Genomic DNA, 23,770 nt, shown 5'->3' on the forward strand with positions numbered 1-23,770 from the left:
AACGCTTTTTATTTTTTCTATTTATAAGGATAAAAAGGTGCTCCAAAAGCCAGTGTAACTGACTCTTTGGAGCACCTTCTTTTTGTTATTCAATTTCCAAATCAACAACCATGTAAGCAAGTATGACAGTAAAGAATATACTTACGGCAGGCGCTGTTAATACGTGCCCGGACATAAAGCCGATTCCGAGTGATAGGACGAGTGTACTAGCTAATAGCATATGTTTTACGCTAAATAGTTTCTTGAAGTTTGTGATGATGCGAATGAATATTTTTATACCGAAATAAAGAAGTGGCAGTAAGTACATAAGGAAGCCGACAATACCAAATGCGAAGAATAGGTCGTGGAAGTCCATTTCGACCAATTTCATTTTCGTTGTATAGTTACCGGCGTATCCCATTCCAAATAGTTTTTGAGATAGTGGTGCTTCTTTATAGTATTGTTTGTATACTTTTAAAAATTTGTCGCGATCACTGTAAATTAAACTTTTCATTTCAGAGTCTGTTAGTTCGCCTTGCTTATGTTCTTCATCTGTAACTACTTTTCCTTCTTTTCGGTCTTTTTCGTCTTGTACTGATTTTTTGTATTCATATATTTGTAAGTGGATGCTCATGTTTTTTGCGATAGGAGTTTGCGGTGTAAGTACGAGTAACCCTCCTAATACGACAGCAGCAACAACTGTGTTTACAAGATATGTGAATCCTTTTCCTTCTTTTTTACGATGTACCATGTATTCAATGAATAAGAAGAAAAGGGCGATACCAAGTGTAATAACGATGGCACCATAGCCTACTTTCGTTCCAATCATAATGCTTGCATACATCGCAAGTACAGTTGGAATCCAGTAATACACTTTTGAGAAAGAAGTTGTTTTATGAACCGAGTATAAGACAACAATTGGGAACATAATTGCGAAAATGGAACTTAAATCATTTCCAGCAAAGAACCATCCTCTTGAACCAATCTTTGAGTTCGGATAGCTTGGGAAATCTGTACCAGTTGCCATAGCCGCAATGATTGAAATACTTAAAATTAACGTTGCATATAAGAAATACGTAATGATTTTATGAAACGCATATTCGTTATTTTTTAATTCTTTTAGTGCGATAATATATCCAAACAGTAGTACAATTGGATATACACTTTTCAAAATAAATTTCACTTCTTCTCCAAATGAAACTGGAGATTTGACCATTAAATTATTCACAAGGCCGATTGCGAGTACGATGCCAAAGAGACATAAGTAGAGAATATACTTTTTTGCACCTTGTTGTTTATGATGAAGAAGTAGATAACCTAATGCAAGAAGCATAAAGGCGAAGCGGACTACGATTCCGACTGTTGCGCTCATGTGTAATACATAGATTGAAAAAGACGTTAATAAATCTAAAATTGGTTGAAACACAATGAATAGCAGTAGGAAATGCGGGAAGTAGTTATCCGTCTGTTTTAACTTAGTAACCATATGTTCCTCCATTTCTTCATTCCTTTATTTCAGCACCTCTATATTAATAGGAAGGAGAATGAATTTCTATATTTAATTTTTTATATCAAACTTAAGAATACACCATTTCATTGTAATGGTAAATAGATGAAAAGTATGGATAAACCGACTTTAATTGCTATATTTTTCAACGGAATTGTATGTTTTATACGAGGCTATATACAAATTACGCAATTATTAGACAGAAAATTAAGAAAAAAGAAGGGTTTTTCACCTGCTTTCTATAATTATATAAGTATAATCTTTATGTAGAAAAGAGGGGTATATATAATGGAAGTAACAAGTAAAACAGAATCTGTCATTGTGAAATATGAAGGGCACGTTGCAACGATTATGGTCAATCGCCCAGAGGTGTTAAATGCATTAGATGAGCCAACGTTAAAAGAGTTATTACAAAAACTGAAAGAAGTAGCGGAGAGTTCGGCGCATATTGTAGTGTTATGCGGGAACGGCCGTGGTTTTTCTGCGGGTGGAGATATTAAATCGATGCTTTCAAGTAATGATGAAAGCAAGTTTGATGGTATTATGAATACTATTTCTGAAGTTGTCGTGACTTTATATACGATGCCGAAGCTTGTTATTAGTGCTATTCATGGACCAACTGCTGGTCTTGGATTAAGTATTGCGTTAACAGCGGACTATGTGATGGCGGATATTTCATCCGTTATTGCGATGAACTTTATTGGAATCGCTTTAATTCCAGATGGCGGCGGCCATTTCTTCCTTCAAAAGCGCGTCGGTGAAAATATGACGAAGCAAATTATTTGGGAAGGAAAGAAGTTATCAGCAACAGAAGCGCTTGATATCGGCTTAATTGATGAAGTAATCGGCGAGGATTTCCAAACGGCTGTGAAGCAAAAAATTAGTGAATGGTCACAAAAGCCGATTAAAGCGATGATTCAAACGAAGCAAATTTTATGTGAAGTAAATCGCTCTAATTTAGAACAAACGTTGCAACTTGAAAAACGCGGCCAATATGCGATGAGACAAACAGCGGATCATAAAGAAGGTATTGCTGCATTTTTAGAAAAACGTTTGCCAGCATTTAAAGGGGAATAAAGTATAGTGGTAGTTTTACTGCTGGTTAATTTAAGGTAAAGGGGAGAAAGTGCTAACACATTTTAGTATAATTGTGTTAGCACTTTTTTTAAGGAGTAATGAATGAAAAAAATTATAGGCATTATCGGCATAATTGTCATAGCGTATTATGCTTTGCATAGTACACCATCTATGGCGGTACGAACTGCTTTGTTTTTTGAAGGACATCCAAGCGTTGCATTTTCTGGCGAAGTGACGAAAGAAAAAGATGTGAAAAAAGAAGCAATTCCAGCTGCGTACCAAACTTTATATGGTAAGGAAGAAGAATCAGAGCACTATTTCTTTCCACACGTAAGGGCACATGGATCAGGAATTGATATGCTTAGTGCGTGCGTGAAGAAAAAATGGTTTTTCTATAAAGCAGAGCTCGGATGTTATTAAACATAGGAGGATGAATAATGTCAGCATATAACAAGTTAGTAAGAGACCGTGTTCCAGAGAAGATTTTGATGTCTGGAAAAACATATACAGCACAAAATTTAACAGGACACGCATACATACAAGCTTTAGCGAAAATTGGAACGGAAGAAATTCGTGAATTTGCTTCCATGAAAGAGCGTGAACATGCGCTTGATTCTCTTGCGGATGCACTGGAAGTAATTATCTCATTAGCGCGTGCAGAAGGTGCAACGATTGAAGACGTAGAACGTCTACGAAAGCAAAAAGAAATAGAGCGCGGTGGGTTTGAAAGAGGCATTTATTTATTAGATGTGTCAGAAGAATAGTTTGATAGAAAGCATAGTGTTCATGAATAACGCTATGTTTTTTTTGTTAAAGTGAATTTTAATATAATTTAGAAAATTAAACTATATTAGTAGAGGATTTATAGTAAATTCGGTATACTGAATAGTAGAGAAAATGAGGAGGAAACGACAATGGCACATCATACGAAAGAAACGATGGAACTGATTAAGGAGCTTGTCTCTATTCCGAGTCCGTCTGGAAATACAGAGAAAATCATTCGTTTTATTGAAAACTATGTAAGTGAATGGAACGTAGAAACGAAGCGTAACAATAAAGGCGCTCTCATTTTAACGGTAAAAGGGAAAAATGATGCACAGCACCGTTTATTAACGGCACACGTTGATACGTTAGGGGCGATGGTGAAAGAAATTAAATCTGACGGTCGTCTGAGTCTTTCCATGATTGGTGGATTTCGCTGGAACTCTGTAGAAGGGGAATATTGCGAAATTGAAACATCAAGCGGTAAGACGTATACAGGAACGATTTTAATGCATCAAACATCTGTGCATGTATATAAAGATGCAGGTGAAGCGAAACGAGATGAGAAAAATATTGAGGTTCGTATTGATGAGCGTGTATTTTCAGCTGATGAAGTGCGCGAATTAGGAATTGAAGTAGGAGACTTCGTTTCATTCGATCCGCGCGTTCAAATTACAGACAGTGGATACATAAAATCACGTCATTTAGATGACAAAGTAAGTGTTGCGATTCTATTAAAATTAATTAAAAGATTACAAGACGAAAACGTAACATTACCATATACAACTCATTTCTTAATTTCTAACAATGAAGAGATTGGATACGGTGGTAACTCTAACATTCCAGAAGAAACGGTTGAGTATTTAGCGGTTGATATGGGAGCGTTAGGTGATGGACAAGCATCTGACGAATATACAGTATCTATTTGTGCAAAAGACTCTAGTGGTCCGTATCATTATGCACTGCGTAAACATTTAGTAGAGCTTGCGAAAACGAATAATATCGAATATAAAGTAGATATTTATCCGTACTATGGATCGGATGCCTCAGCTGCGATTCACGCTGGATTTGATGTGAAACATGCATTAATTGGAGCGGGTATTGATTCTTCTCATGCGTTTGAGCGTACACATGAAAGTTCGATTGCACATACAGAAGCATTAGTATATGCATATGTAATGTCCGATTTAATTGAAGAATAATTTCATAGAAAATAGAGAGGGCTGATTAAAAATATTATTTTTAATCAGCTTTTCATTTTGGGGCGAATTGTTTGGTGGGTAATGATTCGCTTTTTGAAATTTATATATATATTTATTGTTCCTTATATATTCATCTTTAATAATATGAGTAGGAAACGTATTTACTACAGTGATAGAATGTTATAAACTATTATAGGAGTTATTTACCAATTAATATTTTTAATATTAGTTTGATTAAGAGAACTTTATAATGTGAGGTTTCGAGAGGAGATTTGTTTTTCATGAAGTACAAAGCAATCGCTGCAGGTATGTTAGCAGCAAGTTTACTAGCTTATCCAGTTAGTAGTTTAGCAGAAACGAAGAAGTTTTCAGATGTTCGAGACGACTCATTTGCAAAAGACGCAATTTACTATTTAGTAGAGCGAGATGTAATTAGCGGTATGACAAGTGATACGTTTGCGCCAAAGGGTCTTTTAACACGTGCGGAAGCAGCGACAATTATAGCGAAAGCAATTGGATTAAAAGTGGATCCAGCTGGGAAACCATCTTTTAATGATTCAAAAAATCATTGGGCAACTCAGTATATTGCAGCAATTGAAAAAGAAAATATTATTGCAGGCCGAGGAGCAGGCGTATTTGATCCTGATGGAAAAGTAACGCGTGCTGAAATGGCTTCTATGCTTGTTAAGGCTTATAAATTAAAAGGTTTAGTACCAGCCCCAATCACGAATCCATTTACTGATTTAGAAGGTCATTTCGGTAAAGAAGCAGCAAATATTTTGGTAGCGTTAGAGATTTCTGCTGGTACTGGGAAGACAATTTGGAGCCCGGATCTTTCTATACCACGTGAGCAAGCAGCGCAAATGACGTATAAAGCGGACAAGCTAAAGAAAAATAATGATAATACGAGCAAACCAGAAGAAACAACGAAGGAAATGTATATAGATCGTAAGTTCATTACATATCATCAACCTTCTTTATCTTCAGGAATCACTGACATGCAACATGATCCACAAAAAGTTGTAGTAAAAGAAGAGCGAGATGGATGGATTAAAATTGTAACGAACAAAGGTGAGAAATGGACACCTTTAAAAGAAAAAACAGAAGCTATTACTGAAGGGTTTACTGCATATGCAGAAGCTTCACATTCTTCTAAAGTGGTAGGGAAATATGGAGCACAAACAGTAACGGTTATTGAAGAAAAAGATAGCTGGATTCGTATCCGTACAAATAGTGGTTTCCAGTGGGTTGATAAAAACCAATTAAACCCAGTAAAACAAGAGAACTTCCTAGAAGGTAAAGCGATTATTATTGATCCAGGTCACGGTGGAATTGACTCGGGTAATCCTGGTTATTATGAGAAAGAAAGCGAAACAGTATTGGACGTATCATTACGATTACAGAAAATATTTGAGAAAAAGGCACCATTTACTGTTATGTTCACTCGTACAGATGATACACGCCCAGGAACAAGTGGTCCTAATTCATTAAAGAAACGTGTAGAGTTTGCTCAGAAAAATAATGGAGATATTTTTGTAAGTATTCATGCTAATGGTTCTAAAGAAAAAGATGGATATGGTACAGAAACATTATATTATAAGTCAGCAGCGCCAAGAGCAACGAATCCACATGTACAAGACAGTATTTTATTAGCAAAAAAAATTCAAGCCCGCCTTGTAGCAGCACTTGGAACAAAAGATCGTGGTGTGAAACATCAGGACTTATATGTAACTAGAGAAAATACAATGCCAGCTGTATTAACAGAATTAGCATTTGTAGATAATAAAAGTGATGCAGATAAAATTGCTACACCAAAGCAGAGACAAGATGCAGCAGAAGCGATTTATCAAGGTATTTTAGATTATTACGAAGCAAAGGGTAATAGCGTATCTTCTTTCCGTTAATAAATAAAAAGAGATTGCCAATAGGCAGTCTCTTTTTATTTATTAGGGTTTCTCTTTATTTCCGGCATGTGATATCATTTAATTTTATGAAAAAGTATTATAGCAATTGTAATTATAACGATATAGAGGATGATCATAGATTGAATAATCATAGTAAAACACCTGCATGTATATATACGTATGCATTTCGCGAGGAGGAGCGTGCTTTATGTTACTTGGAAATGCGCTCGTTCTTTGGAATGGAGTCTCACGTTAATATTTTGAAAAGTGATGTCAAAATTGAACCGAGTAGAAGTGCATTTATTAAAGAGCGCGTTGAGGTTATGTATGAAGGAGACGACTTAGAAAGTATTCTAAAACAAGTGGAACAAATTGATTTGGCGGGGGCGTCGTTTAAAGTTATCTTCGTTAAAATCAATGATCTTGGCAAAGAAAATAAAATTGAATATGGGGAAAGACGTCTCATTGAACGAGACCTCGGCATGCATATTGAAGGAGAAGCGGATGTTCGTAATCCAGAGCGTGTATTCGGGATTGTTCCTCTTGGAGGACGCTGGTACTTCGGGCACTATGTAGAAAGTGAACCAGTTTGGTATCATCACATAAAAAAACCGCATAGCTACTCGACATCTCTTAGCACACGTGTTGCGAGATCCGTTGCTAATATTGCTGTACCAAATCCAGAGGGAGTACGAGCGATTGACCCGTGCTGCGGTATTGGAACAGTAGTAGTAGAAGCACTTTCTATGGGGATTAACATCGTTGGTAGAGATATTAATCCACTTGTAGTTCTTGGAACGAGAAAAAACATCGCACATTTCGGATTTGAAGGGACAGTAACAATAGGTCCAATTGAGGAAATTACGGAGAACTACGACGTTGCCATTATCGATATGCCGTACGACTTATTTACGCATGCAACACCAGAAGACCAATTCTCAATTCTTTCAAGCGCGCGCCGCATCGCTAAAAAGGTAGTCGTTGTCACGATGGAAACGATGGACGACATGATTCATGAAGCAGGATTGGAAATTACAGATCGCTGTATTACAAGAAAAGGATCATTTACTAGACAAATTCTTGTTTGTGAATAAGAAAGGAAGGTCACCCGTTTGGGTGACCTTTTTTTTCTTTGTATGAATGTGTGATTGGTTGGTGGAATGGAGGAGTCATTTGGCGGGAATTGTTGAATCGTTGATAAATGCCGAGAAGCACTCGATAACAGATTACTCTTTTTTTGTCTTCTCTTGTTCTGCAGTTAGTAAATTACGTAAGACATGTCCGCGGTAACTTTCTAGTTTTCTTCCTTCATGGTAACGCACGCCTAATTTTTTTAGTTCAGCTACGTACCAGCCTTTTGTTCCGTAATACATGGGATCACTTCCTTTTGCTTTTGAACAGTATATGTTGAGGGGGGAAGTAACTTTCCATTGAAAATAATAAGCCTGGCTGTATCAAGGTGTTCCATAAAATAGCTCTTGGACCGTGTATAAAAAAATAGACAGTAGTGTATGTTTTTTTAATAATGTATACAAATTTATCCCCCTACGCGTTGGCATGATATTTGCAATGAAAATAGTATCAACATATAGGGGAGAGATAGAAATGAAGGTTAGTAAAGTGTATACGACAATTGATGCGCACGTAGCTGGAGAGCCGCTTCGAATTATTACAGGCGGCGTGCCAGAAATAAAAGGAGAAACGCAGCTAGAAAGACGTGCATACTGTATGGAACATTTAGATCATCTTCGCGAAATTCTTATGTATGAACCGAGAGGGCATCACGGCATGTACGGTTGTATCATTACTCCGCCGGCAAGTGATCACGCTGATTTTGGCGTGTTATTTATGCACAATGAAGGCTGGAGTACGATGTGTGGGCACGGCATTATTGCTGTTATTACAGTTGGAATTGAAACAGGTATGTTTGAAGTGACAGGTGAGAAACAAAAGTTCATTATTGATAGCCCTGCTGGCGAAGTGGTCGCGTACGCAAAATATAACGGGAGCGAAGTAGAGTCAGTATCATTTGAAAACGTCCCTTCATTTGTATACAAAAAAGACGTTCCTATTAAAATAGATAACTATGAATTTCAAGTAGATATCGCGTTTGGCGGAGCTTTTTACGCTGTAGTAGATAGTAAAGAATTTGGTTTGAAAGTTGATTTCAACGATTTACCTGCTATTCAGACGTGGGGCGGTAAAATTAAGCATTACATTGAGAGCCGAATGGAAGTGAAGCACCCACTTGAAGAAGGTTTAAAAGGAATATACGGCGTTATTTTCTCAGATGAACCGAAAGAGAAAGATGCAACTTTACGAAATGTAACGATCTTTGCTGATGGGCAAGTGGACCGTTCTCCTTGCGGTACAGGAACTTCCGCAAGAATCGCAACTCTTTTTGAAAAAGATGCCTTGCAAAAGGGAGAAATATTCATCCATGAATGCATTACTGATGGGAAATTCGAAGGAGAAGTATTGTCGGTAACAGCGGTAGATACATATGAAGCTGTCGTTCCGAAAGTAACGGGAAATGCATTTATTACAGGATTTCATCAGTTCGTTGTAGATCCGAGAGATGATTTGAATCGAGGATTTTTGTTAGGATAGAAGGAGGAGGTGGAAAGATATGCTAGTCATAAGCGCGAACGAACAAAGAAATTTAGTAAATATGAACGAAGTTATTGCATACGCGGCGCTTGCTTTAAAAGAATTTTCCGCAGAAAGAACAATCACGCCAATACGAGGTTCCTTGCCATTTGCTAATGAGAAAAATACGGCATTAATTATGCCTTCAGTAGCGGAAGGACTTGAGGCACTTGGCTTAAAAGTAGTAACAGTAGTCCCCGAGAACAAAAAGATAGGAAAGAAAACGATAAATGGGATTGTGATGCTATCAGACTTTCAAACGGGAGAACCGCTCGCACTTTTAGAAGGATCCTATTTAACTATGATTCGAACAGGCGCCCTATCAGGAGTAGCAACAAAACATTTAGCGCGTCATAACGCAAAAACTTTATGCATCATCGGGACAGGCGAACAGGCGAAGGGAATTGCCGAAGCTGTATTTGCGGTAAGAGATATTGAAAAGGTCATTTTATACAATCGAACAGAAGAAAAAGCGTATGCATTTGCGCAATACATACAAGAGAGATTCAATACACCTGCTTACGTTCACACAAATGCAAATGAAGCAATAAGCGAAGCAGACATCATCGTCACAACTACGAACGCATCCACACCAGTCTTCTCAGAAAAACTACAAAAAGGCGTCCATATAAACGCCGTCGGCTCATTCAGGCCAAGCATGCAAGAACTACCATCCCACGCCATCGCGGGCGCTAACAAAGTAGTAGTCGAATCAAAAGAAGCAGCACTAGAAGAAACAGGTGACCTTCAAGTTCCAATAAAAGAAGGTCTATTTGAAGCAAGCAACATCCATGCCGAACTTGGTCAAATTATAAGTGGCGAAAAAGCCGGCCGTGAAAACGACGAAGAGATTACTATTTTCAAATCAGTTGGTTTGGCGGTAGTGGATATTATCGTTGCGAAGTATTTGTATGAGAGAGCGGTGGAGCACGGAGTTGGGGAGAGGATTGAGTTTTGAGAGAGACTGCCTTTTGGTGGTATCAAATCATGAATTCAATTGGCGTATGAAAAAAGTTGCACCTCTAACAAATAGAGGTGCAACTTTTTTACCATTCTCGCCATTCTTCTGTTATATCTTCTTCGGATTCTAAGCCAGCTATTCTTGCGGCTGTATCGATAAATTCATAGAGATCTTCTCTTTCCAACGTTTCGATAAAATGGTCATGTTCGATATTTAATTCATTTATTTTAATAACGACCTCTTTAACGACTTGCATTACTTCGACTTCGGTTGGATTCTCACCTAATTGCTGTAAATTGTTAATGTAAGTGTCAAGAACCTTATTTGTTGCACTTATATTTTCTTCAGTGAAAAATTCCCCATCTTCATCATACTCAACCCATGAGGTTGTTGGTTTGTTTTTTTTCAATTCATCAAATGTCATGATAACCTCCTAAAAGTGTTTTTTATCTTCAATTTCATTCTACATTTTCGATCATATATAACAATCATTTTAGAGGGATTTCTTTTGTTGCTAGGCTTAAACTCATTTTGAGAGGCCACCTTTTTCAAGGTGACCTCTCGTACTGCATTATTTTGAAACCTTGGTTAGCTATTCAAACTTTGAAGTATTTACTGTTTTTAAATCAATGAGTAAGGTGCAAAATTCAAAGTATATGGTGGCACTATTTGTACTTCGTCCTGTAATCTTTGCTCATCGAATAAACCTAGAGCTATCACTCATGCCTTCAGTTGAACACTCTGATGACTGAGCCAAGATAAATTATGGATGAAGTGCCCGTGCCATCGCATCAAAATAATTCTGACTGGCACGCTGACTTACTACGGCTTCAGGCACAAATACTTCAAAGCAATGGAAGCAGCCGGGGTAGAGGTGAAATTCAACGTCTACGCCTGCTTGTGCAAGTCGTGTTACATATTCAATGGTTTCATCTCGAAATAAATCGAGTTGACCTACACATGTATAAGTTGGCGGTAGCCCGGCTAAGTTTTCTGCTCTCGAAGGTACGGCATAGGGAGATAGCTCGTTGGAATCTTTCTCCTTGCCCAAGTACATACTCCAAGCCGTCAAATTGTTTGCTCTATTCCATGTTGCGTGGTCTTCTGTAATCTCATAGCTTGATGGTGTTATGTTGCGGTTGTCAAGCATCGGATACAGCGGCATCTGGAATATAATAGATGGACCTCTTTTATCCCGAGCCATTAACGCAAGCGCTGCGGTTAGTCCACCGCCTCCACTTGCACCGGCGATCGCAACTCGATTCACATCAATGCCCAGCGAGTCTGCCTCATTTGTCATCCAAACCAAGCCTGCATAACAATCTTCGATAGCCGCTGGATAAGGATGTTCGGGAGCAAGTCGATAATCGACAGACACAACAACGCATTTAGCATTCTGAACAAAGCGTTCACACAAAACATCGTCCATATCGGGGTGTCCCATTACGTATCCGCCACCGTGAATCCACAGCATAGCTGGAAGTTTATCAAGATTGTTCTCAACGGGTTCGTAAATTTTAACTAACATCTCGCCAGCAGCGCCAGGAATCATTCGCTTGGTCATGTGTACAAGCTCTGATTTTTCCAAATGTGGATTCGACAAGAGACTTCGACTCGCCTCTAAATCCCCCTCTAATTGAAAGCCTGGAAATTGTGAGAAAGCCTGTTTTAATTCTGGTAATACTCGACTGTCAATTTTCATATAAATTCCTCCAGTTAAATAATGAGACTTGATGCAATCCTTGTGGAATAATTAACGGAATAGATGTGTCTCCTGTTCTCCTTCAGCCTCCCATTTGGCAATTTCCTCTCTTACACGAGGGGCAACTTCTGTTCCAAGCAATTCTATGGCACGCATGACTTGATCATGTGGCATGGTACTTAATGGTACATACATCATAAAGCGTGTAATCCCTACATGCTTACGAAGATGGATGATTTTTTCGGCGACTGTATCTGGATCACCAACATACAATGCCCCTTCAAAACTTCGTGCAGCATCAAAGCTGGAACGATCATAATAAGGCCACCCCCGCTCTTTACCAAGTTTATTCATGCCTGCCTGAGTGGACGGGAAAAATGTATCTGCTGCCAATTCCGTATTTTCTCCAACAAATCCAATCGAATGAGATCCCACCTGAAGTTTTGATACATCATGGCCAGCGTGAGCCGCCGCTTTCTTATATAGCTGTACAATTCGTGCAAAGTGCATTGGGCTACCACCAATAATCGCCAGCATAAGTGGTAATCCCAGAAAACCGGCACGGATAGCAGACTCCTGATTTCCACCGCTACCAACCCATATCGGTAAAGGATTTTGAACAGGTCTTGGATACACACCTAAATTATTGATTGCTGGTCGATGTCCGCCTTCCCAAGTCACTTTTTCGGACTGACGTATTTTGAGAAGTAGGTCCAAATGTTCTTCAAACAGCTCTTCATAGTCCTTCATGTTATAGCCAAACAATGGAAAAGATTCGATAAAGGAACCACGACCCGCCATAATCTCTGCGCGTCCATTTGAAATGCCATCCAGTGTAGAAAAATCCTGAAAAACGCGCACAGGATCAGCTGAAGAAAGTACAGTTACTGCACTCGCTAGCCGTATCTTTTTCGTTTGTGGTGCCGCCGCTGATAGAACCATCGCTGGAGAGGATGCTGCATAATCCTTCCTATGGTGCTCACCAACACCAAACACATCAAGTCCTACTTGATCAGCAAGAACGATTTCTTCAACAACTTCACGCAATCGCTGTGCGTGACTTATCACTTCACCACTATGTACATCTGGTTTCGTTTCTACAAAAGACGTAATCCCTATTTCCATTTGTCATCTCTCCTAGTTCAATTAGATTTTAAGTCAAAAAAATTAATCATTTCCTTTATAGTAGTAACGTGTTTCTCATATTGGCTAACACACGTTTATTTCATGAAATCTTAACTCGTCTGGTCATAGCCCAAAAAAGAAGAGCGAAAGCACTGACAGAGGCTCCGAGTAAGGAAACCCCTCCCCAGCCAAAGTGTGCGTATATTTGAGTCGAAGCAATTGAACCACCAGCACTGCCGATAGAATAAAACACCATATATCCAGCAGTAAGTCGACTCCGTGCTTCTGTATGCAATGGAAGGATCATGGTTTGATTCGTGACATGTATTGCCTGTACGGCCAAATCAAGTAGAACTATCCCTATCACTAATGCGATTAATGACTGCTCTATATAACTGATGAACAACCAGGAAATCAATAATAGAGCTAAAGCAATACCTGTCGTTCGTTGTCCGTAACCTTGATCGGCCCATTTCCCTGCCCGTGCCGCAGCTAAGGCTCCAGCCACACCTACAAGACCGAATGCGCCAATTGCACTATGAGATAGAGCAATTGGCGGTGTACTAAGTGGCAGTACTAGTGAAGTCCACAAAATGCTGAAATCAGCAAAAATCAGCATGGCTAGAATGGAGCGAACACGTAACGTTCGTTCTTGAATAAATAAAGTAAGCACCGATCTAATCAACTCAGGGTAGGATAGCGATTTTACCTCGCGCTTAACATTGGGCAACATCTTTATAAACATAAAAACCATCAAAAGCATGAGCGCAGCAGAAAATAGATATACAGAACGCCATCCCGCAACATCTGTTAATATACCAGCAAAAGTGCGTGCGAGAAGTATGCCAATAACTATCCCACTTGTTACAATTCCAACGACACGTCCTCTTTCTGTAGGGGGAGCGATGGTCGCTGCAAACGCCACGAGAGTCTGTGTCACAACTGCAAGCAGACCCACCAAAGCCATACCTGCGAAAAGTACCATGCTGGAGGAAGCAGTACCAACTATAACCAGAGCTGTTGTAGATAATAGCATCTGACCGACAATTAGACGTCGCTGGTTTAGCAAATCTCCAAGCGGTACGAGTAGCAGTAAGCCCACTCCATAAAAAATTTGTGTAACGGTAATAACAACACCAATAATGGAATGGTTAATACTAAACTCATTAGATAGTTGATCAAGCAACGGCTGTGCAAAGTAAATATTGGCAACAGACATTCCACAGGCAGTCGCAAACAATAATGCCAAAGCGTGAGACATGGATGGCTGTTGATTCAAATTAGGTTTTGTTATGGAAGATTTATGACTTATCTTAGTGTAGAGTGGATCATCTTCTATATCTGTCTCTGTTTTAAACATACCTTAACCTCCAATCACATTAGATTTTTAATCATAACATACCGTTCGGTACAATATAATTACTGGTAAATATAACTTAGTCTCATTCGTGATGTCAACGATTTTTGCACTAAAGTTTATGTTACATTAAATGAATGGAGCTTGATTTGACATAAATAATGGCTAATTATATAATAATTACATACTGTTTGGTAATGAAAAACAATTGTAATTACCTACACACCTATCCTAAAACAATTAATAAAATCGAAGTTTGAGAAGGAGAATTCTTAATGGCAAGAACTCGTGAATTTGATGAGGATCAAGTTTTAGATGCAGCAATGCAGCTATTTTGGGAGAAGGGATATGAGGCTACCTCATTAAGTGATCTTACTTCTAGAATGGGCATTCAACGCCCTAGTATTTATTCGGCTTTTGGAGATAAGAAAGAATTGTTTGAAGCCGCACTTCGTAGATATACAATGTCTCGGGCATCTGATGTACGAAATAGGCTTCAAAGTCACTCCTCTGTAAAAGAGTCATTTTCTATTTTCTTTGCGGATGTCGTCAATGAAGAATACGCGGGTGATCTTAGTAAAGGTTGTTTTTGTATCAATACAATGGTTGAATTAGCACCTCATGATGAGAGATTTGAAATTTTGACCAGAGAACATCAAATGTACCTCGCTGTCATTTTTCAGGAGACGATCGAACGAGGAATCCAATCAGGTGAGCTGGAAGTCAACACAGATGCAAAGTCTTTGGCACAGGCACTGATTGTAGCGTTAATCGGTCTAACGGTTATGATGAAATCTCGCCCCCAACGTTCATTTGTCGACAATGTAATAGCAGCGACGCTCACATTACTTAAGTGACATGATTGTATATGAAAGTACGAAAACTATACCTTTATAGGGGTAGCGTCACATCGCTATCAAACTAAAATTTTATAGTACCCCCAGAACGAAATTTTGTACTAACTTGAAACAAAAAAACTCATTTTTTCGTTTCGGGGTAATTCTGAATTCTTAAGTTGATGGGTATGGGGTAGTACCCCTAAAATGTGAATTCACAATATTAATTTGTTTCTAGTCTTAAAAATGAATAACTTTAACATCGATAAGGATTTTGAGATAAGTCATACGAGATATTTGTAAGCCTTAGTTGAAGTGTAAAATTAATTAAATATCTATCAATAGAATAAATCATATTGATAGATATTTAATATTGTAAATCTGCTGTTATATAAATTGAGGATATCAAGGGAATTGTTGAGAAGTCATTATTTAAGGGGGAATGAATGTAAACTAATAATAAAAAGTTTGCTTTCATATTAGAAAAGGTTAGTCCCTCGCTCCACTCCAGCTAAAAACCTCACACCCAAAAACAAAGGGGAACTCAATTGTTCAAACTCATATAAAGTTTCAATCTTGTCTAAGCATCCATTAGGATATACAATGGATCATCCATTTTTCTTTACATAATCTCCAGATACAGTCCATATCAACTATAGATTCTTGTCTTATGCTAAATGTAATCAAAAAGCAAGTAGATAAAGATAATGACTAAAACATTAACTCTAGATACTTTTTTGATGAATATTACAAATAAACAGGAGGTAATGAAAAATGATTAAAACATTATTAGCAGGAGCGCTTTTAAGTACAGGATTGGTAGCGGGAGGTGCAGATGATGCGAAAATGGACAATTTAAAGTCAAATGAAGGTAGTTCAAATCAAGTAATTACACAGAGTGCAGATGGAACAACGTCTTTCTCACAAAACTTTGACTTACCTAAAGATGCAGTGCCAGCAACTCCTAAAGGAAACGCAAAAACTGTTGAAAGAACAGAGGGTACAGGTTCTCAAGAAGGAAAAATGGTACCAACAAAAGAAGGTACAGATTCTCAACCAGGATTGGAAATGGGATCCCCTGAGAAACCAGAATATGCAAAAACAGTTGAAAGAACAGAAGGTACAGATTCTCAAGAAGGAAAAATGGTACCAGAAAAAGAAGGAAATTAAATAATATATAGTTATAACGAGGAGCATCCAAAAAGTGGTGCTCTTTTTATATTATAGGGATTAACCAGTTTTACTGAATATAGAACTGTAGGAGGAATTGAGACTAGAACATGGGGGTCTATCTCTTCAAATCATGGTGTTTAGGGCAATAGTTTTGGTGGTAACGTTACAATACAAACATTTTATTAGAGATTTTCTAAATTTACATACACTCTAGATAGACTACATATCAACTTCAGATACTTGTTTTATGATACAAATAATCAAACAAAAGGAGGGCGATACAAAATGATTAAACCAGTATTAACAGGGCACTCTTTTATGTACAGGAGATTATTAGCAGGTGGAGCAAATGTTGAAGATATACAGACAGATAAGCATATTCCATATGAACAAGATGAATTGCAGCAAACTCTAGAAAAGTACGATTCGAAGAAGTTTGAGTTATAAAAAGAAAATAGATAAATTAACAAGAGAAAAGTATTTTTATTTTCATTTGGATATAGGGCTTGAATCAAACTTTTATACTAAAATATATACGGCAAAAAGGAGGGAGTACATTGCACAAAATTATTTACGGAATATTAATTTTAATTTATACTTTATATTCATTTTTTGTAAGTGACGGAAGTGAAGTAAGGTTTATTATGCTGTTAACTATAGTACTTATCTTTTCTGTGGTTTTAGAAAAAGGAAATGCAAACAAAACGACTGATTAAGGGTCGTTTTGTTTGCATTTTTTAATTGGCTATTATAGTCCAGATGTTTTAGGGGGAGCACCAAATTTCGTTTTTGAGACACTATTAAATTTTTAGTTGATGAAAATACGGTACAACCCCTACTAGAGAAAACACCCGCCAAAATAGAAAACTTTCAACCTATTATCCTTTATTCCATAGCTTTTAAGGTATTTAACACGACTTTGGTTGCGTCTGCAATAAGTTTATCATCGTATTTAGCATCTTCTTTATCATGATTAGAAAGTATAGCAAGAACAATCGGCTTTTTATTTGGTGGCCAAATAATTGCGATATCATTTCTTGTTCCGTAAGATCCCGCGCCTGTTTTATCAGCTACTTCCCATCCTTTTGGTACGCCCGCACGAATCAATTTATCTCCAGTTGTATTTCTCTTCATCCAATCTACTAATAGTTCACGTTTTTCTATTGGAAGTGCAGTTCCTAATGTAAATGATTGAAGTGTCTTAGCTATCGCTTCTGGTGTACTGGTATCATGTGTTTCTCCTGGATGCACTTCATTTAATTCAGGTTCAAATCGTTCTGAAGTAGTAACAGTATCTCCCATTTCTCTCAAGATTTTTTCAAATTCAGAGGGCCCCCCTAACTGTTTAAGAATCAAATTATGTGCTGTGCTGTCACTATATCGAACAGAAGCATCTGCAAGTTCTTTTAACGTCATTCCTGTATCAACATGCTTTTCAGTAATTGGATTATAATTAGAAAGATCTTCATGAGTATACGTAATCCTTTGATCAAGAGCTTCTAATGAGTTCTTGTGTAAAAGAGCGCCCACAGCTAATGATTTAGATGTAGATGCAAACGCAAAACGATCATCTGAATGATAAGCAACAGTTTGATTCGGACCTGTGTCCAGTGCATAAATACCAAGCTTAGCATCATATTCTTTTTCAAGTTTAGCGAAAGATTGATTACCTGTATTTTCTTGTTTAATTTGATTAGCTTGATTCGTTTGTTTAGGTGGTTCAGATTGAGTGTTACTATTGGAACAGCCTATAAGTGATACACATGAAAGTAATACTACAGGCACAATCTTTTTGTAATGTAAAATGTTAAAGAACTTGTTTAAAACGAACATAAATTTTCAACCTCTTTCAAGAATATATGGATTTTGTCTAGGTATTCTAAATACCAATGCAATTAAAGATGGCATTGGGTAACAATACTACTGCAGCTAAAATTTCACAGGTTAAATGACATCTCAAACGTTTATCCCGCTATTTGCCGGGCAGTAAGACCCCCACTGATTAAAGTTTCACTTTATAGGATTGATAAGTCACGGTTTGGGTTATTTCTTTTTTATTTTCACTTGTAATGGTTCACCTGTGAAAGTATTACGGTGCATATTTTTTACTTTTGGGAATAATAAGTCCTTTCATTTTTTTTGTAATACATAAAAATAGATGTCAAACGGGATATGTTGTATCCAATCTGGACAGCTCATATTAGAAATACACTTATTAGACACTCTAAGTAATAAATTTGTTCCACTTTAAGGTGAGGAAGAATTTGGGGTTTGTAAAATAACAATGGAACTACGTGTTTTTTCGTCATACAAAAACCTCTACATATAAGTAGAGGTTTTTAATATGAATACGTATCAAGATGCACAACATATTGAACGAAAAGTCACATTTGAAGTAGAAAACAAAAAAGAAACGTTGCTTAAAGAAAGACGAGACCTTAATGATTTAGAAAACGCCCTTTCCTATCAACAACAACAATTAGCAAGGGAGGTCAATGCATGAGTTTAAATATGTATTTGGGAGAAGTACGAAGCCAAACTCAAAGCATGAATGCTGTATGTACCGCTACCATTCAAGGTATGGAACAAGCTATTCAGTCAATTGATGCCTTTGCAATTGATACTGTTCTACAAGGACAAACTTATAGCAGTGCAAAATCATTTTTTGTACAAACCTTTCGTCCTTTAGCACAAGGAATCATTTACTTATGTGAAGAATTAATCCGTCAAAATGATGCTTTTCCAAGTCAATTTCAATCACAAGTCGCTTCGACAGATGTTATCGAACAAGAAATATTAGAACAAATTCGAGAAATTGACCGAATGAAAACAAGTATGGAAGCTATCAATCAAGCTATGCCAATGCCGGGTATGGATGCTATGGCGAATCTTTTTACTGTCATGAAACGAAAACTGCAAGAGAAACTAGAACATTTATACGAATTTAATTATGCTTCTAGTAGTAATTATGATACAGCACTTCAACTAGCTGCTAGTATCGCACAAGGTTTAGCAGAGGTACAAAGTGGAAAAGGTTTTAGTCCTGCAAGTGGTACATTTAGTACACAAGGGTTGAATATGGAATGGACAACTTCAATTCAAGCAATTACAGAAGAGAGGGCACGACAAGCCGCCAATTCAATTGAAGAAGGTGAAATGTGTGGTAAGCTACCTGAAAAATTTACTGGTGAAAAAATTTGGGATGGCATTGTAGACGGTACGGGGCAAGCAGTTAGCGATACAATAGACGGAATAAAAGCTTTAGGAGATTGGGAAACGTGGGAAAACATGGGGAACGCTGCTTTGCACCCTATTGATACCCTCAGTACGATGTATAATGTATTGTCAGATTCATTTATTAATGATGTAATAAATGGAGACGCAGAAAGTCGTGCTAAATGGGGAAGTTATGCTTTAACACAAGTTGGATTAGGACTTATTGGTGATAAAGGGTTAAGTAAAGTATCGAAGGTAGCAACTACTGCAAATCTAGCAAAAGGTATGTCCGGATTAACTAATTCTGCTACATATAGAAACACACTAAACGTATTTAATAATTACACAGGGAAATTTGAAAGTGATTTTGCATTTGCAGGTGGAACACAGCAATATTTACAAAAAGCAGCTAATTATACCTATGAAGGCCCGAATGGTCCAAAAACAATCAGGTTAAGAATGGGTGAATTAGCAGGAGATAAACATCCAGTTACAGGTATACCTTATGATGCTGATGGATTTCCTATTTTTAAATCTAAGGGCGAGGTAACCTTAAAAGAGACAGACTTCAAAAAAACTAGAACAACACATTTTAGAAGATGCAATAAGGACCTATACAAACAAATAATGGAAGACCCTAAATTAGCTTCAAAATTCACGAAAGAAGAGATTGAACTATTTAGAATAGGGAAAACACCAGAAAATTATACATGGCATCATCATCAGGAACTTGGTCGAATGCAACTTGTAGATTATCAGATACATCACGATACTGGTCATACAGGTGGATATAAAATTTGGGGAAAAGATAGTGATAAATAGGGAGGTTTATAATTATGAACAACATTACATGGATTAATGTAAGTGAGAAAAAAGTTACAGATGAACAAATTGAACAATTAGAACAGTACTTTGGTATTAAATTTCCTAATGATTTTATTGAGTGTGTAAAGAAATATGATGGTGGCTATCCTACTCCAGATACATTCAATATTCCTAATCAGGATGAAGATTCACTTAATAATCTTTTAACCTTAGACTCTGAGAGAAAAATTTCTATGCTGCAAACATATAATAGTATAAAAGATAGATTGGTAGATAAAGTATATCCTTTTGCTAGAGACCCGTTTGGTAACCTTCTATGCTTTGATTACCGAAATAATCCTCAGTCACCAACAGTCGTATTTTGGGACCATGAGGAAGAAGAAATGGAAGAATCCATCTATCCTGTTTGTTCATCTTTTGCAGAATTACTTGATAGCTTATATGAGTTTGAAGACGAGGACGAATAATTAATTATGAGTAACAAAAGTAAGACTTATGTGAATTACGCATAAGTCTTTTTAATATTAAACCAAAGTTAAGAAGAAGTTTTTATAGTAATTAATATGTACTATGTGAAATGTAAGGCACCATTAGTATGAGTGTTAATGGAGAAGATGTGATTCTTAAAGATGTTAAAGTTGATGAAATTACTTACTCTAAGAGAACTCGAGAAGAAGCTGAACAACTTCGGAAGGAATTTGATACGAGTGTCAGAAAAGATTTTCTTAAATCCTTAGTTAATGACCCTGCTAAGCTTGCTGAACTTAAGAATGCTGGTATATCAGATGGGGATATAGAATTGATGAAAAGAGGAAAGCCTCCGATAGGGTGGCAAGTACATCATAATCTTCCATTAGATGATGGAGGGACAAATGCATTTGAAAATTTAACTTTAATACAAAATCACCCATATCATAAAGCTATAACTAATACACAACGTACATTAACTAAAGGATTACAACCTGGAGATAGTGTAGACATAAGCTGGCCTATACCGAAATATAATATCTACCCTAAAGGGGAATAAATTTAGAAAGAGGTTTTTATATGTGGAAAAATATGATTTTGGAAATTGGAGATATATTGAAAAGTGTTAATTATAAGCTGAATACACCCGCAACGGATACTGAAGTTCAAAGATTAAGAGAACATGTAAAAGAGAAATTTAATGTTGATTTACCGAGGGAATACGAAGAGTTTCTTAAAACTGTAAATGGTTTAGACTTTGATGGACTGGTACTTTACGGAGTTGATTCTTCTTTACTAGAAACAAAAAAAGATGAACATATTTGCGGTTTTATAGACACGAATGAGATTTGGTATGAAAATGAATTTCAAAAAGAGTATCTTTTTCTTGGAGATTCAAATATAGCATGGTTCTGTAAAAACTTATCAGACGGTACTTATCTAGAACTTGATAAACCATCAGGTACGGTAATGAACACATATAATGATTTTAATACAATGCTTGAGGAAGCGTTAAAAATAACCCTTCTTTAATAGGAGGTATTAAAAATTGTGTTTAACTTTTTGAAAGAATATGTTGTGGCAGACAGAAGTGTCCGTTCTAAACAAAAACCTATTTTTTATCCTATATATCAAGATGAGATAGATGAGGCAGAAAGCTTATTAAAAATGGAACTTCCAAAAGAACTGAAACGCTTTTATCAAGAAATAGGTTGTGGGTTTTTAAATTCTGATAAAAAAACGTTTTTTAACAGATTTATGGACCCGATTTCAGTTGCAGATTTCCGTTTAAGACAAGATATTTATGAATATAATCCCAACCTAGATGATGTAGATGATGATGAATCATTAGTGTTTTTTGAAGTAACAGAACTTAACTTTTTAACCATTAAATTTAAAGAGGAAAATGAATTAGGTCAATGTCCTATTTACTCTGAGGATGAGAAAATAGCGGATTCTTTAGAAGAATGTTTAATAAAAATGGAAGGAAATCCTGATTATTATATTTAATAGATATCAATTCTCTTTTTTAGAGTGGTGCATTATTGGTTTGTCCTTTTGAGAAGTGTTTTCTAGCTTATGTGATTACAAAGACAAATAATAATTAATTATGAGTAACAAAAGTAAGACTTATGTGAATTACGCATAAGTCTTTTTAATATTATCTCAAAGTTAAGAAGATTGAGGGGGGAAATTCTCATGAATCTAGGGGGCTAGTTTAAAAGAAATTAAATATACCTAGATTTCAACACCCGATTAGTCAAAAAATGGTACCATTAACAGATAGTAATGGTAAAAGGATATTAAATGATAATAAACAGCCTATTATGACTCGAGAATTTACATATGAAGTAAAAGGTCAATCAAGATCATTCAGAGGGTCATAAGTTTGGAGAAGGTGGAGTTGGAGATCATCCACTGCATCATAATGTAAGATATGAATACAATACACGAACAGGACAGGTAGATGGTATGGAAGATCATTATTATTTTGAGAAGAGAAATAATAAATAGGGAGTATAAAAATGATTGATCAATTTAAATTTTTAAATCCCCAAGCGTTAATTAGTATTTTTGGGAAAATACCAAAGTTGGAAGAATCAGAGTTATTAGATGTGCGTCTTAAAAGAGATGGTCCGACTTTAGTTATTCAATTGATGACAAAGGGAAATGTTGAAAACAAGCCAAAGCGATGGAATATAGTTGCTCATAATATTATGGATAAATTTAAAAAAAAGGAGAATAAATAGCTATGAAACTTTTACCGATTGGAACAATAGCAGGGTGATTTAATTAACATGAAAAAAAATACAGATTTTAATAAGAAAGCTTTTGCACATTATATGGCTCTTTATCCTGTAAATGAAATAAGATTCCAAATAATTGCCCTTGTTCTTGTGGGAGCGGACATATTTATTCTGTTGCCCGCTTTTGCGAATCCTTTTCGATTACTCTATGTATATATAGTAACTCTTCCAGTTGTTTTTTTAAATTTGTGGGCGATATGGATTGCTATCAATCCTCGGAAACGACAATTACAATACACCCTATTTCGAGGAGTATATGGCGCCATATGTTCAGTCGGATTATTGGTTATAACTCAAAAATATGCTTATGAAGTGTTACAATTACAAACTCCCATCTATTTTATTCTTTCATTTGGTTTGTATGGCTTTGCTTTGTATTATTTTTATAAAAATCATATTGAAAAACTTCAGGAACCAAGAAAAAAATCAAAATCATCGAAAGGAACTGGTGGTGTAAAAGTAGCAGCTATTGCAGCGGGATCGGGGCAGTTAATTGCTAATATAATTCTTAGCATTGCAACACAACAGATGGGGGCAATTGTATTTATGTCTGCATGCACAGTGTTTTCGTTTGTTTTGTTTTATATGATTATAGAACTCCATAAGTATTATTATTTACGGAAGCATATAGAAGATGGAGGGAAAATACGTATAGGCTTTTAAAGAGGATTTGTTGCATTTCAAGTATATAATCGCATTCTTCTTATGGAAGCCATTCACG

25 protein-coding genes and 3 pseudogenes are annotated in these 23,770 nt (G+C 36.6%); 21 read left to right on the plus strand and 7 right to left on the minus strand.

The features are described from left to right. Positions 1 to 85: 85 nt before the first annotated feature. Positions 86 to 1,465, minus strand: a complete 1,380-nt coding sequence (locus tag KVT31_RS09800) for an O-antigen ligase family protein (protein WP_088095324.1) — start codon at positions 1,463 to 1,465, stop codon at positions 86 to 88. Between the two features lie 309 nt (positions 1,466 to 1,774). Between KVT31_RS09800 and KVT31_RS09805 the strand changes: the two genes are divergently transcribed. The 6 genes from KVT31_RS09805 (at position 1,775) to KVT31_RS09830 (ending at position 7,525) form a co-directional block, all read left to right on the plus strand. Continuing rightward, a complete protein-coding gene (locus tag KVT31_RS09805) occupies positions 1,775 to 2,563 on the plus strand; it encodes an enoyl-CoA hydratase (RefSeq protein ID WP_088095325.1) in 789 nt (262 codons plus the stop codon). Positions 2,564 to 2,665: 102 nt separating this feature from the next. Continuing rightward, the gene (locus tag KVT31_RS09810) at positions 2,666 to 2,983 is read left to right on the plus strand and encodes a hypothetical protein (RefSeq protein ID WP_088095326.1); all 318 of its coding nucleotides are present in this window, start codon (positions 2,666 to 2,668) and stop codon (positions 2,981 to 2,983) included. Positions 2,984 to 3,000: 17 nt separating this feature from the next. Continuing rightward, the gene (locus tag KVT31_RS09815) at positions 3,001 to 3,327 is read left to right on the plus strand and encodes a nucleoside triphosphate pyrophosphohydrolase (protein WP_088095327.1); all 327 of its coding nucleotides are present in this window, start codon (positions 3,001 to 3,003) and stop codon (positions 3,325 to 3,327) included. A 150-nt stretch (positions 3,328 to 3,477) separates the two neighbouring features. Beyond that, the gene (locus KVT31_RS09820; protein WP_088095328.1) at positions 3,478 to 4,527 is read left to right on the plus strand and encodes a M42 family metallopeptidase; all 1,050 of its coding nucleotides are present in this window, start codon (positions 3,478 to 3,480) and stop codon (positions 4,525 to 4,527) included. Between the two features lie 281 nt (positions 4,528 to 4,808). Further along, positions 4,809 to 6,431 carry an N-acetylmuramoyl-L-alanine amidase gene (locus KVT31_RS09825; RefSeq protein ID WP_217613524.1) on the plus strand — a complete coding sequence of 541 codons (1,623 nt, stop codon included), beginning with the start codon at positions 4,809 to 4,811 and terminating at the stop codon, positions 6,429 to 6,431. Between the two features lie 140 nt (positions 6,432 to 6,571). Further along, entirely contained in the window at positions 6,572 to 7,525 is a 954-nt protein-coding gene (locus KVT31_RS09830) for a TRM11 family SAM-dependent methyltransferase (RefSeq protein WP_088095330.1), read from the plus strand. 132 nt (positions 7,526 to 7,657) lie between these two features. On the opposite strand, the pseudogene KVT31_RS09835 reads toward KVT31_RS09830, so the two are convergent. Beyond that, positions 7,658 to 7,899, minus strand: a pseudogene (locus KVT31_RS09835) (YflJ family protein). An 89-nt stretch (positions 7,900 to 7,988) separates the two neighbouring features. Between KVT31_RS09835 and KVT31_RS09840 the strand changes: the two are divergent. Continuing rightward, positions 7,989 to 9,041, plus strand: coding sequence for a proline racemase family protein (locus KVT31_RS09840; protein WP_140392366.1), 1,053 nt, complete (start codon positions 7,989 to 7,991; stop codon positions 9,039 to 9,041). 19 nt (positions 9,042 to 9,060) lie between these two features. Further along, complete coding sequence (locus KVT31_RS09845) at positions 9,061 to 10,038, plus strand: ornithine cyclodeaminase family protein (protein WP_088095332.1); 978 nt, start codon at positions 9,061 to 9,063, stop codon at positions 10,036 to 10,038. An 88-nt stretch (positions 10,039 to 10,126) separates the two neighbouring features. Here the strand turns inward: KVT31_RS09845 and KVT31_RS09850 are convergent, their stop codons facing one another. The 4 genes from KVT31_RS09850 to KVT31_RS09865 form a co-directional block, all read right to left on the minus strand. Next, complete coding sequence (locus tag KVT31_RS09850) at positions 10,127 to 10,465, minus strand: hypothetical protein (protein WP_088095333.1); 339 nt, start codon at positions 10,463 to 10,465, stop codon at positions 10,127 to 10,129. 339 nt (positions 10,466 to 10,804) lie between these two features. Beyond that, positions 10,805 to 11,743 (minus strand): alpha/beta hydrolase, encoded by a 939-nt coding sequence (locus KVT31_RS09855; RefSeq protein WP_088095334.1) that lies wholly within the window; start codon positions 11,741 to 11,743, stop codon positions 10,805 to 10,807. A gap of 51 nt (positions 11,744 to 11,794) precedes the next feature. Next, entirely contained in the window at positions 11,795 to 12,868 is a 1,074-nt protein-coding gene (locus tag KVT31_RS09860) for an LLM class flavin-dependent oxidoreductase (RefSeq protein ID WP_016089100.1), read from the minus strand. A gap of 100 nt (positions 12,869 to 12,968) precedes the next feature. Continuing rightward, positions 12,969 to 14,228 (minus strand): MFS transporter, encoded by a 1,260-nt coding sequence (locus tag KVT31_RS09865; protein ID WP_088095335.1) that lies wholly within the window; start codon positions 14,226 to 14,228, stop codon positions 12,969 to 12,971. A gap of 272 nt (positions 14,229 to 14,500) precedes the next feature. Between KVT31_RS09865 and KVT31_RS09870 the strand changes: the two genes are divergently transcribed. The 4 genes from KVT31_RS09870 to KVT31_RS09885 all read left to right on the plus strand — a co-directional run bounded on the left by KVT31_RS09870 (position 14,501) and on the right by KVT31_RS09885 (position 16,950). Then, the gene (locus KVT31_RS09870; protein WP_088095336.1) at positions 14,501 to 15,082 is read left to right on the plus strand and encodes a TetR/AcrR family transcriptional regulator; all 582 of its coding nucleotides are present in this window, start codon (positions 14,501 to 14,503) and stop codon (positions 15,080 to 15,082) included. 753 nt (positions 15,083 to 15,835) lie between these two features. Further along, positions 15,836 to 16,231, plus strand: coding sequence for an alpha-ketoglutarate permease (locus KVT31_RS09875; RefSeq protein WP_088095337.1), 396 nt, complete (start codon positions 15,836 to 15,838; stop codon positions 16,229 to 16,231). 288 nt (positions 16,232 to 16,519) lie between these two features. Beyond that, positions 16,520 to 16,681, plus strand: coding sequence for a hypothetical protein (locus KVT31_RS09880; protein ID WP_170930119.1), 162 nt, complete (start codon positions 16,520 to 16,522; stop codon positions 16,679 to 16,681). Positions 16,682 to 16,791: 110 nt separating this feature from the next. Further along, positions 16,792 to 16,950, plus strand: coding sequence for a hypothetical protein (locus KVT31_RS09885; protein WP_000548946.1), 159 nt, complete (start codon positions 16,792 to 16,794; stop codon positions 16,948 to 16,950). A 169-nt stretch (positions 16,951 to 17,119) separates the two neighbouring features. On the opposite strand, the gene blaIII is transcribed toward KVT31_RS09885, so the two are convergent. Beyond that, on the minus strand, positions 17,120 to 18,067 hold the full coding sequence (gene blaIII / locus KVT31_RS09890; RefSeq protein ID WP_088095338.1) for a class A beta-lactamase BlaIII: 948 nt from the start codon (positions 18,065 to 18,067) through the stop codon (positions 17,120 to 17,122). A 505-nt stretch (positions 18,068 to 18,572) separates the two neighbouring features. Here blaIII and KVT31_RS09895 point away from each other — a divergent pair. From KVT31_RS09895 to KVT31_RS09935, 9 genes and pseudogenes are all read left to right on the plus strand, one after another. Then, positions 18,573 to 18,737 (plus strand): annotated as a pseudogene (locus KVT31_RS09895) (DUF3958 family protein); the annotation flags it as partial. Further along, positions 18,734 to 20,272: an HNH endonuclease gene (locus KVT31_RS09900; RefSeq protein WP_088095339.1), complete on the plus strand. Its 1,539-nt coding sequence runs from the start codon at positions 18,734 to 18,736 to the stop codon at positions 20,270 to 20,272. The pseudogene KVT31_RS09895 and the gene KVT31_RS09900, both read left to right, overlap by 4 nt. 14 nt (positions 20,273 to 20,286) lie before the next feature. Beyond that, on the plus strand, positions 20,287 to 20,742 hold the full coding sequence (locus tag KVT31_RS09905) for an SMI1/KNR4 family protein (RefSeq protein WP_001060034.1): 456 nt from the start codon (positions 20,287 to 20,289) through the stop codon (positions 20,740 to 20,742). 128 nt (positions 20,743 to 20,870) lie between these two features. After that, a complete protein-coding gene (locus KVT31_RS09910) occupies positions 20,871 to 21,302 on the plus strand; it encodes an HNH endonuclease signature motif containing protein (RefSeq protein WP_088095340.1) in 432 nt (143 codons plus the stop codon). A gap of 20 nt (positions 21,303 to 21,322) precedes the next feature. Continuing rightward, entirely contained in the window at positions 21,323 to 21,775 is a 453-nt protein-coding gene (locus tag KVT31_RS09915) for a YrhA family protein (protein WP_088095341.1), read from the plus strand. A gap of 18 nt (positions 21,776 to 21,793) precedes the next feature. Continuing rightward, positions 21,794 to 22,252: an SMI1/KNR4 family protein gene (locus KVT31_RS09920; protein ID WP_088095342.1), complete on the plus strand. Its 459-nt coding sequence runs from the start codon at positions 21,794 to 21,796 to the stop codon at positions 22,250 to 22,252. A 408-nt stretch (positions 22,253 to 22,660) separates the two neighbouring features. Beyond that, positions 22,661 to 22,756 (plus strand): HNH/endonuclease VII fold putative polymorphic toxin, encoded by a 96-nt coding sequence (locus KVT31_RS30210; protein ID WP_226545716.1) that lies wholly within the window; start codon positions 22,661 to 22,663, stop codon positions 22,754 to 22,756. Between the two features lie 11 nt (positions 22,757 to 22,767). Next, positions 22,768 to 22,941: pseudogene (locus KVT31_RS09930) on the plus strand (Imm50 family immunity protein); the annotation flags it as partial. A gap of 99 nt (positions 22,942 to 23,040) precedes the next feature. Then, entirely contained in the window at positions 23,041 to 23,712 is a 672-nt protein-coding gene (locus KVT31_RS09935) for a hypothetical protein (RefSeq protein ID WP_088095344.1), read from the plus strand. Positions 23,713 to 23,770 lie beyond the last annotated feature (58 nt).

The sequence above is a fragment of the Bacillus sp. GbtcB14 genome (genome assembly GCF_019091205.1).
Taxonomy (GTDB): Bacteria; Bacillota; Bacilli; order Bacillales; family Bacillaceae_G; genus Bacillus_A; species Bacillus_A cereus_AG.

Excerpts from the sequence above, each read along its gene's own strand:
- KVT31_RS09845 (WP_088095332.1), top strand. The coding sequence starts at position 9,061 with ATGCTAGTCATAAGCGCGAACGAACAAAGAAATTTAGTAAATATGAAC.
- KVT31_RS09810 (WP_088095326.1), top strand. The coding sequence starts at position 2,666 with ATGAAAAAAATTATAGGCATTATCGGCATAATTGTCATAGCGTATTAT.
- KVT31_RS09815 (WP_088095327.1), top strand. The coding sequence starts at position 3,001 with ATGTCAGCATATAACAAGTTAGTAAGAGACCGTGTTCCAGAGAAGATT.
- KVT31_RS09850 (WP_088095333.1), bottom strand. The coding sequence starts at position 10,465 with ATGACATTTGATGAATTGAAAAAAAACAAACCAACAACCTCATGGGTT.
- KVT31_RS09855 (WP_088095334.1), bottom strand. The coding sequence starts at position 11,743 with ATGAAAATTGACAGTCGAGTATTACCAGAATTAAAACAGGCTTTCTCA.
- KVT31_RS09805 (WP_088095325.1), top strand. The coding sequence starts at position 1,775 with ATGGAAGTAACAAGTAAAACAGAATCTGTCATTGTGAAATATGAAGGG.
- KVT31_RS09910 (WP_088095340.1), top strand. The coding sequence starts at position 20,871 with ATGAGTGTTAATGGAGAAGATGTGATTCTTAAAGATGTTAAAGTTGAT.
- KVT31_RS09820 (WP_088095328.1), top strand. The coding sequence starts at position 3,478 with ATGGCACATCATACGAAAGAAACGATGGAACTGATTAAGGAGCTTGTC.
- KVT31_RS09870 (WP_088095336.1), top strand. The coding sequence starts at position 14,501 with ATGGCAAGAACTCGTGAATTTGATGAGGATCAAGTTTTAGATGCAGCA.
- KVT31_RS09905 (WP_001060034.1), top strand. The coding sequence starts at position 20,287 with ATGAACAACATTACATGGATTAATGTAAGTGAGAAAAAAGTTACAGAT.
- KVT31_RS09825 (WP_217613524.1), top strand. The coding sequence starts at position 4,809 with ATGAAGTACAAAGCAATCGCTGCAGGTATGTTAGCAGCAAGTTTACTA.
- KVT31_RS09800 (WP_088095324.1), bottom strand. The coding sequence starts at position 1,465 with ATGGTTACTAAGTTAAAACAGACGGATAACTACTTCCCGCATTTCCTA.
- KVT31_RS09900 (WP_088095339.1), top strand. The coding sequence starts at position 18,734 with ATGAGTTTAAATATGTATTTGGGAGAAGTACGAAGCCAAACTCAAAGC.
- KVT31_RS09935 (WP_088095344.1), top strand. The coding sequence starts at position 23,041 with ATGAAAAAAAATACAGATTTTAATAAGAAAGCTTTTGCACATTATATG.
- KVT31_RS09880 (WP_170930119.1), top strand. The coding sequence starts at position 16,520 with ATGATTAAACCAGTATTAACAGGGCACTCTTTTATGTACAGGAGATTA.
- KVT31_RS09865 (WP_088095335.1), bottom strand. The coding sequence starts at position 14,228 with ATGTTTAAAACAGAGACAGATATAGAAGATGATCCACTCTACACTAAG.
- KVT31_RS09860 (WP_016089100.1), bottom strand. The coding sequence starts at position 12,868 with ATGGAAATAGGGATTACGTCTTTTGTAGAAACGAAACCAGATGTACAT.
- KVT31_RS09840 (WP_140392366.1), top strand. The coding sequence starts at position 7,989 with ATGATATTTGCAATGAAAATAGTATCAACATATAGGGGAGAGATAGAA.
- KVT31_RS09875 (WP_088095337.1), top strand. The coding sequence starts at position 15,836 with ATGATTAAAACATTATTAGCAGGAGCGCTTTTAAGTACAGGATTGGTA.
- KVT31_RS09915 (WP_088095341.1), top strand. The coding sequence starts at position 21,323 with ATGTGGAAAAATATGATTTTGGAAATTGGAGATATATTGAAAAGTGTT.
- blaIII (WP_088095338.1), bottom strand. The coding sequence starts at position 18,067 with ATGTTCGTTTTAAACAAGTTCTTTAACATTTTACATTACAAAAAGATT.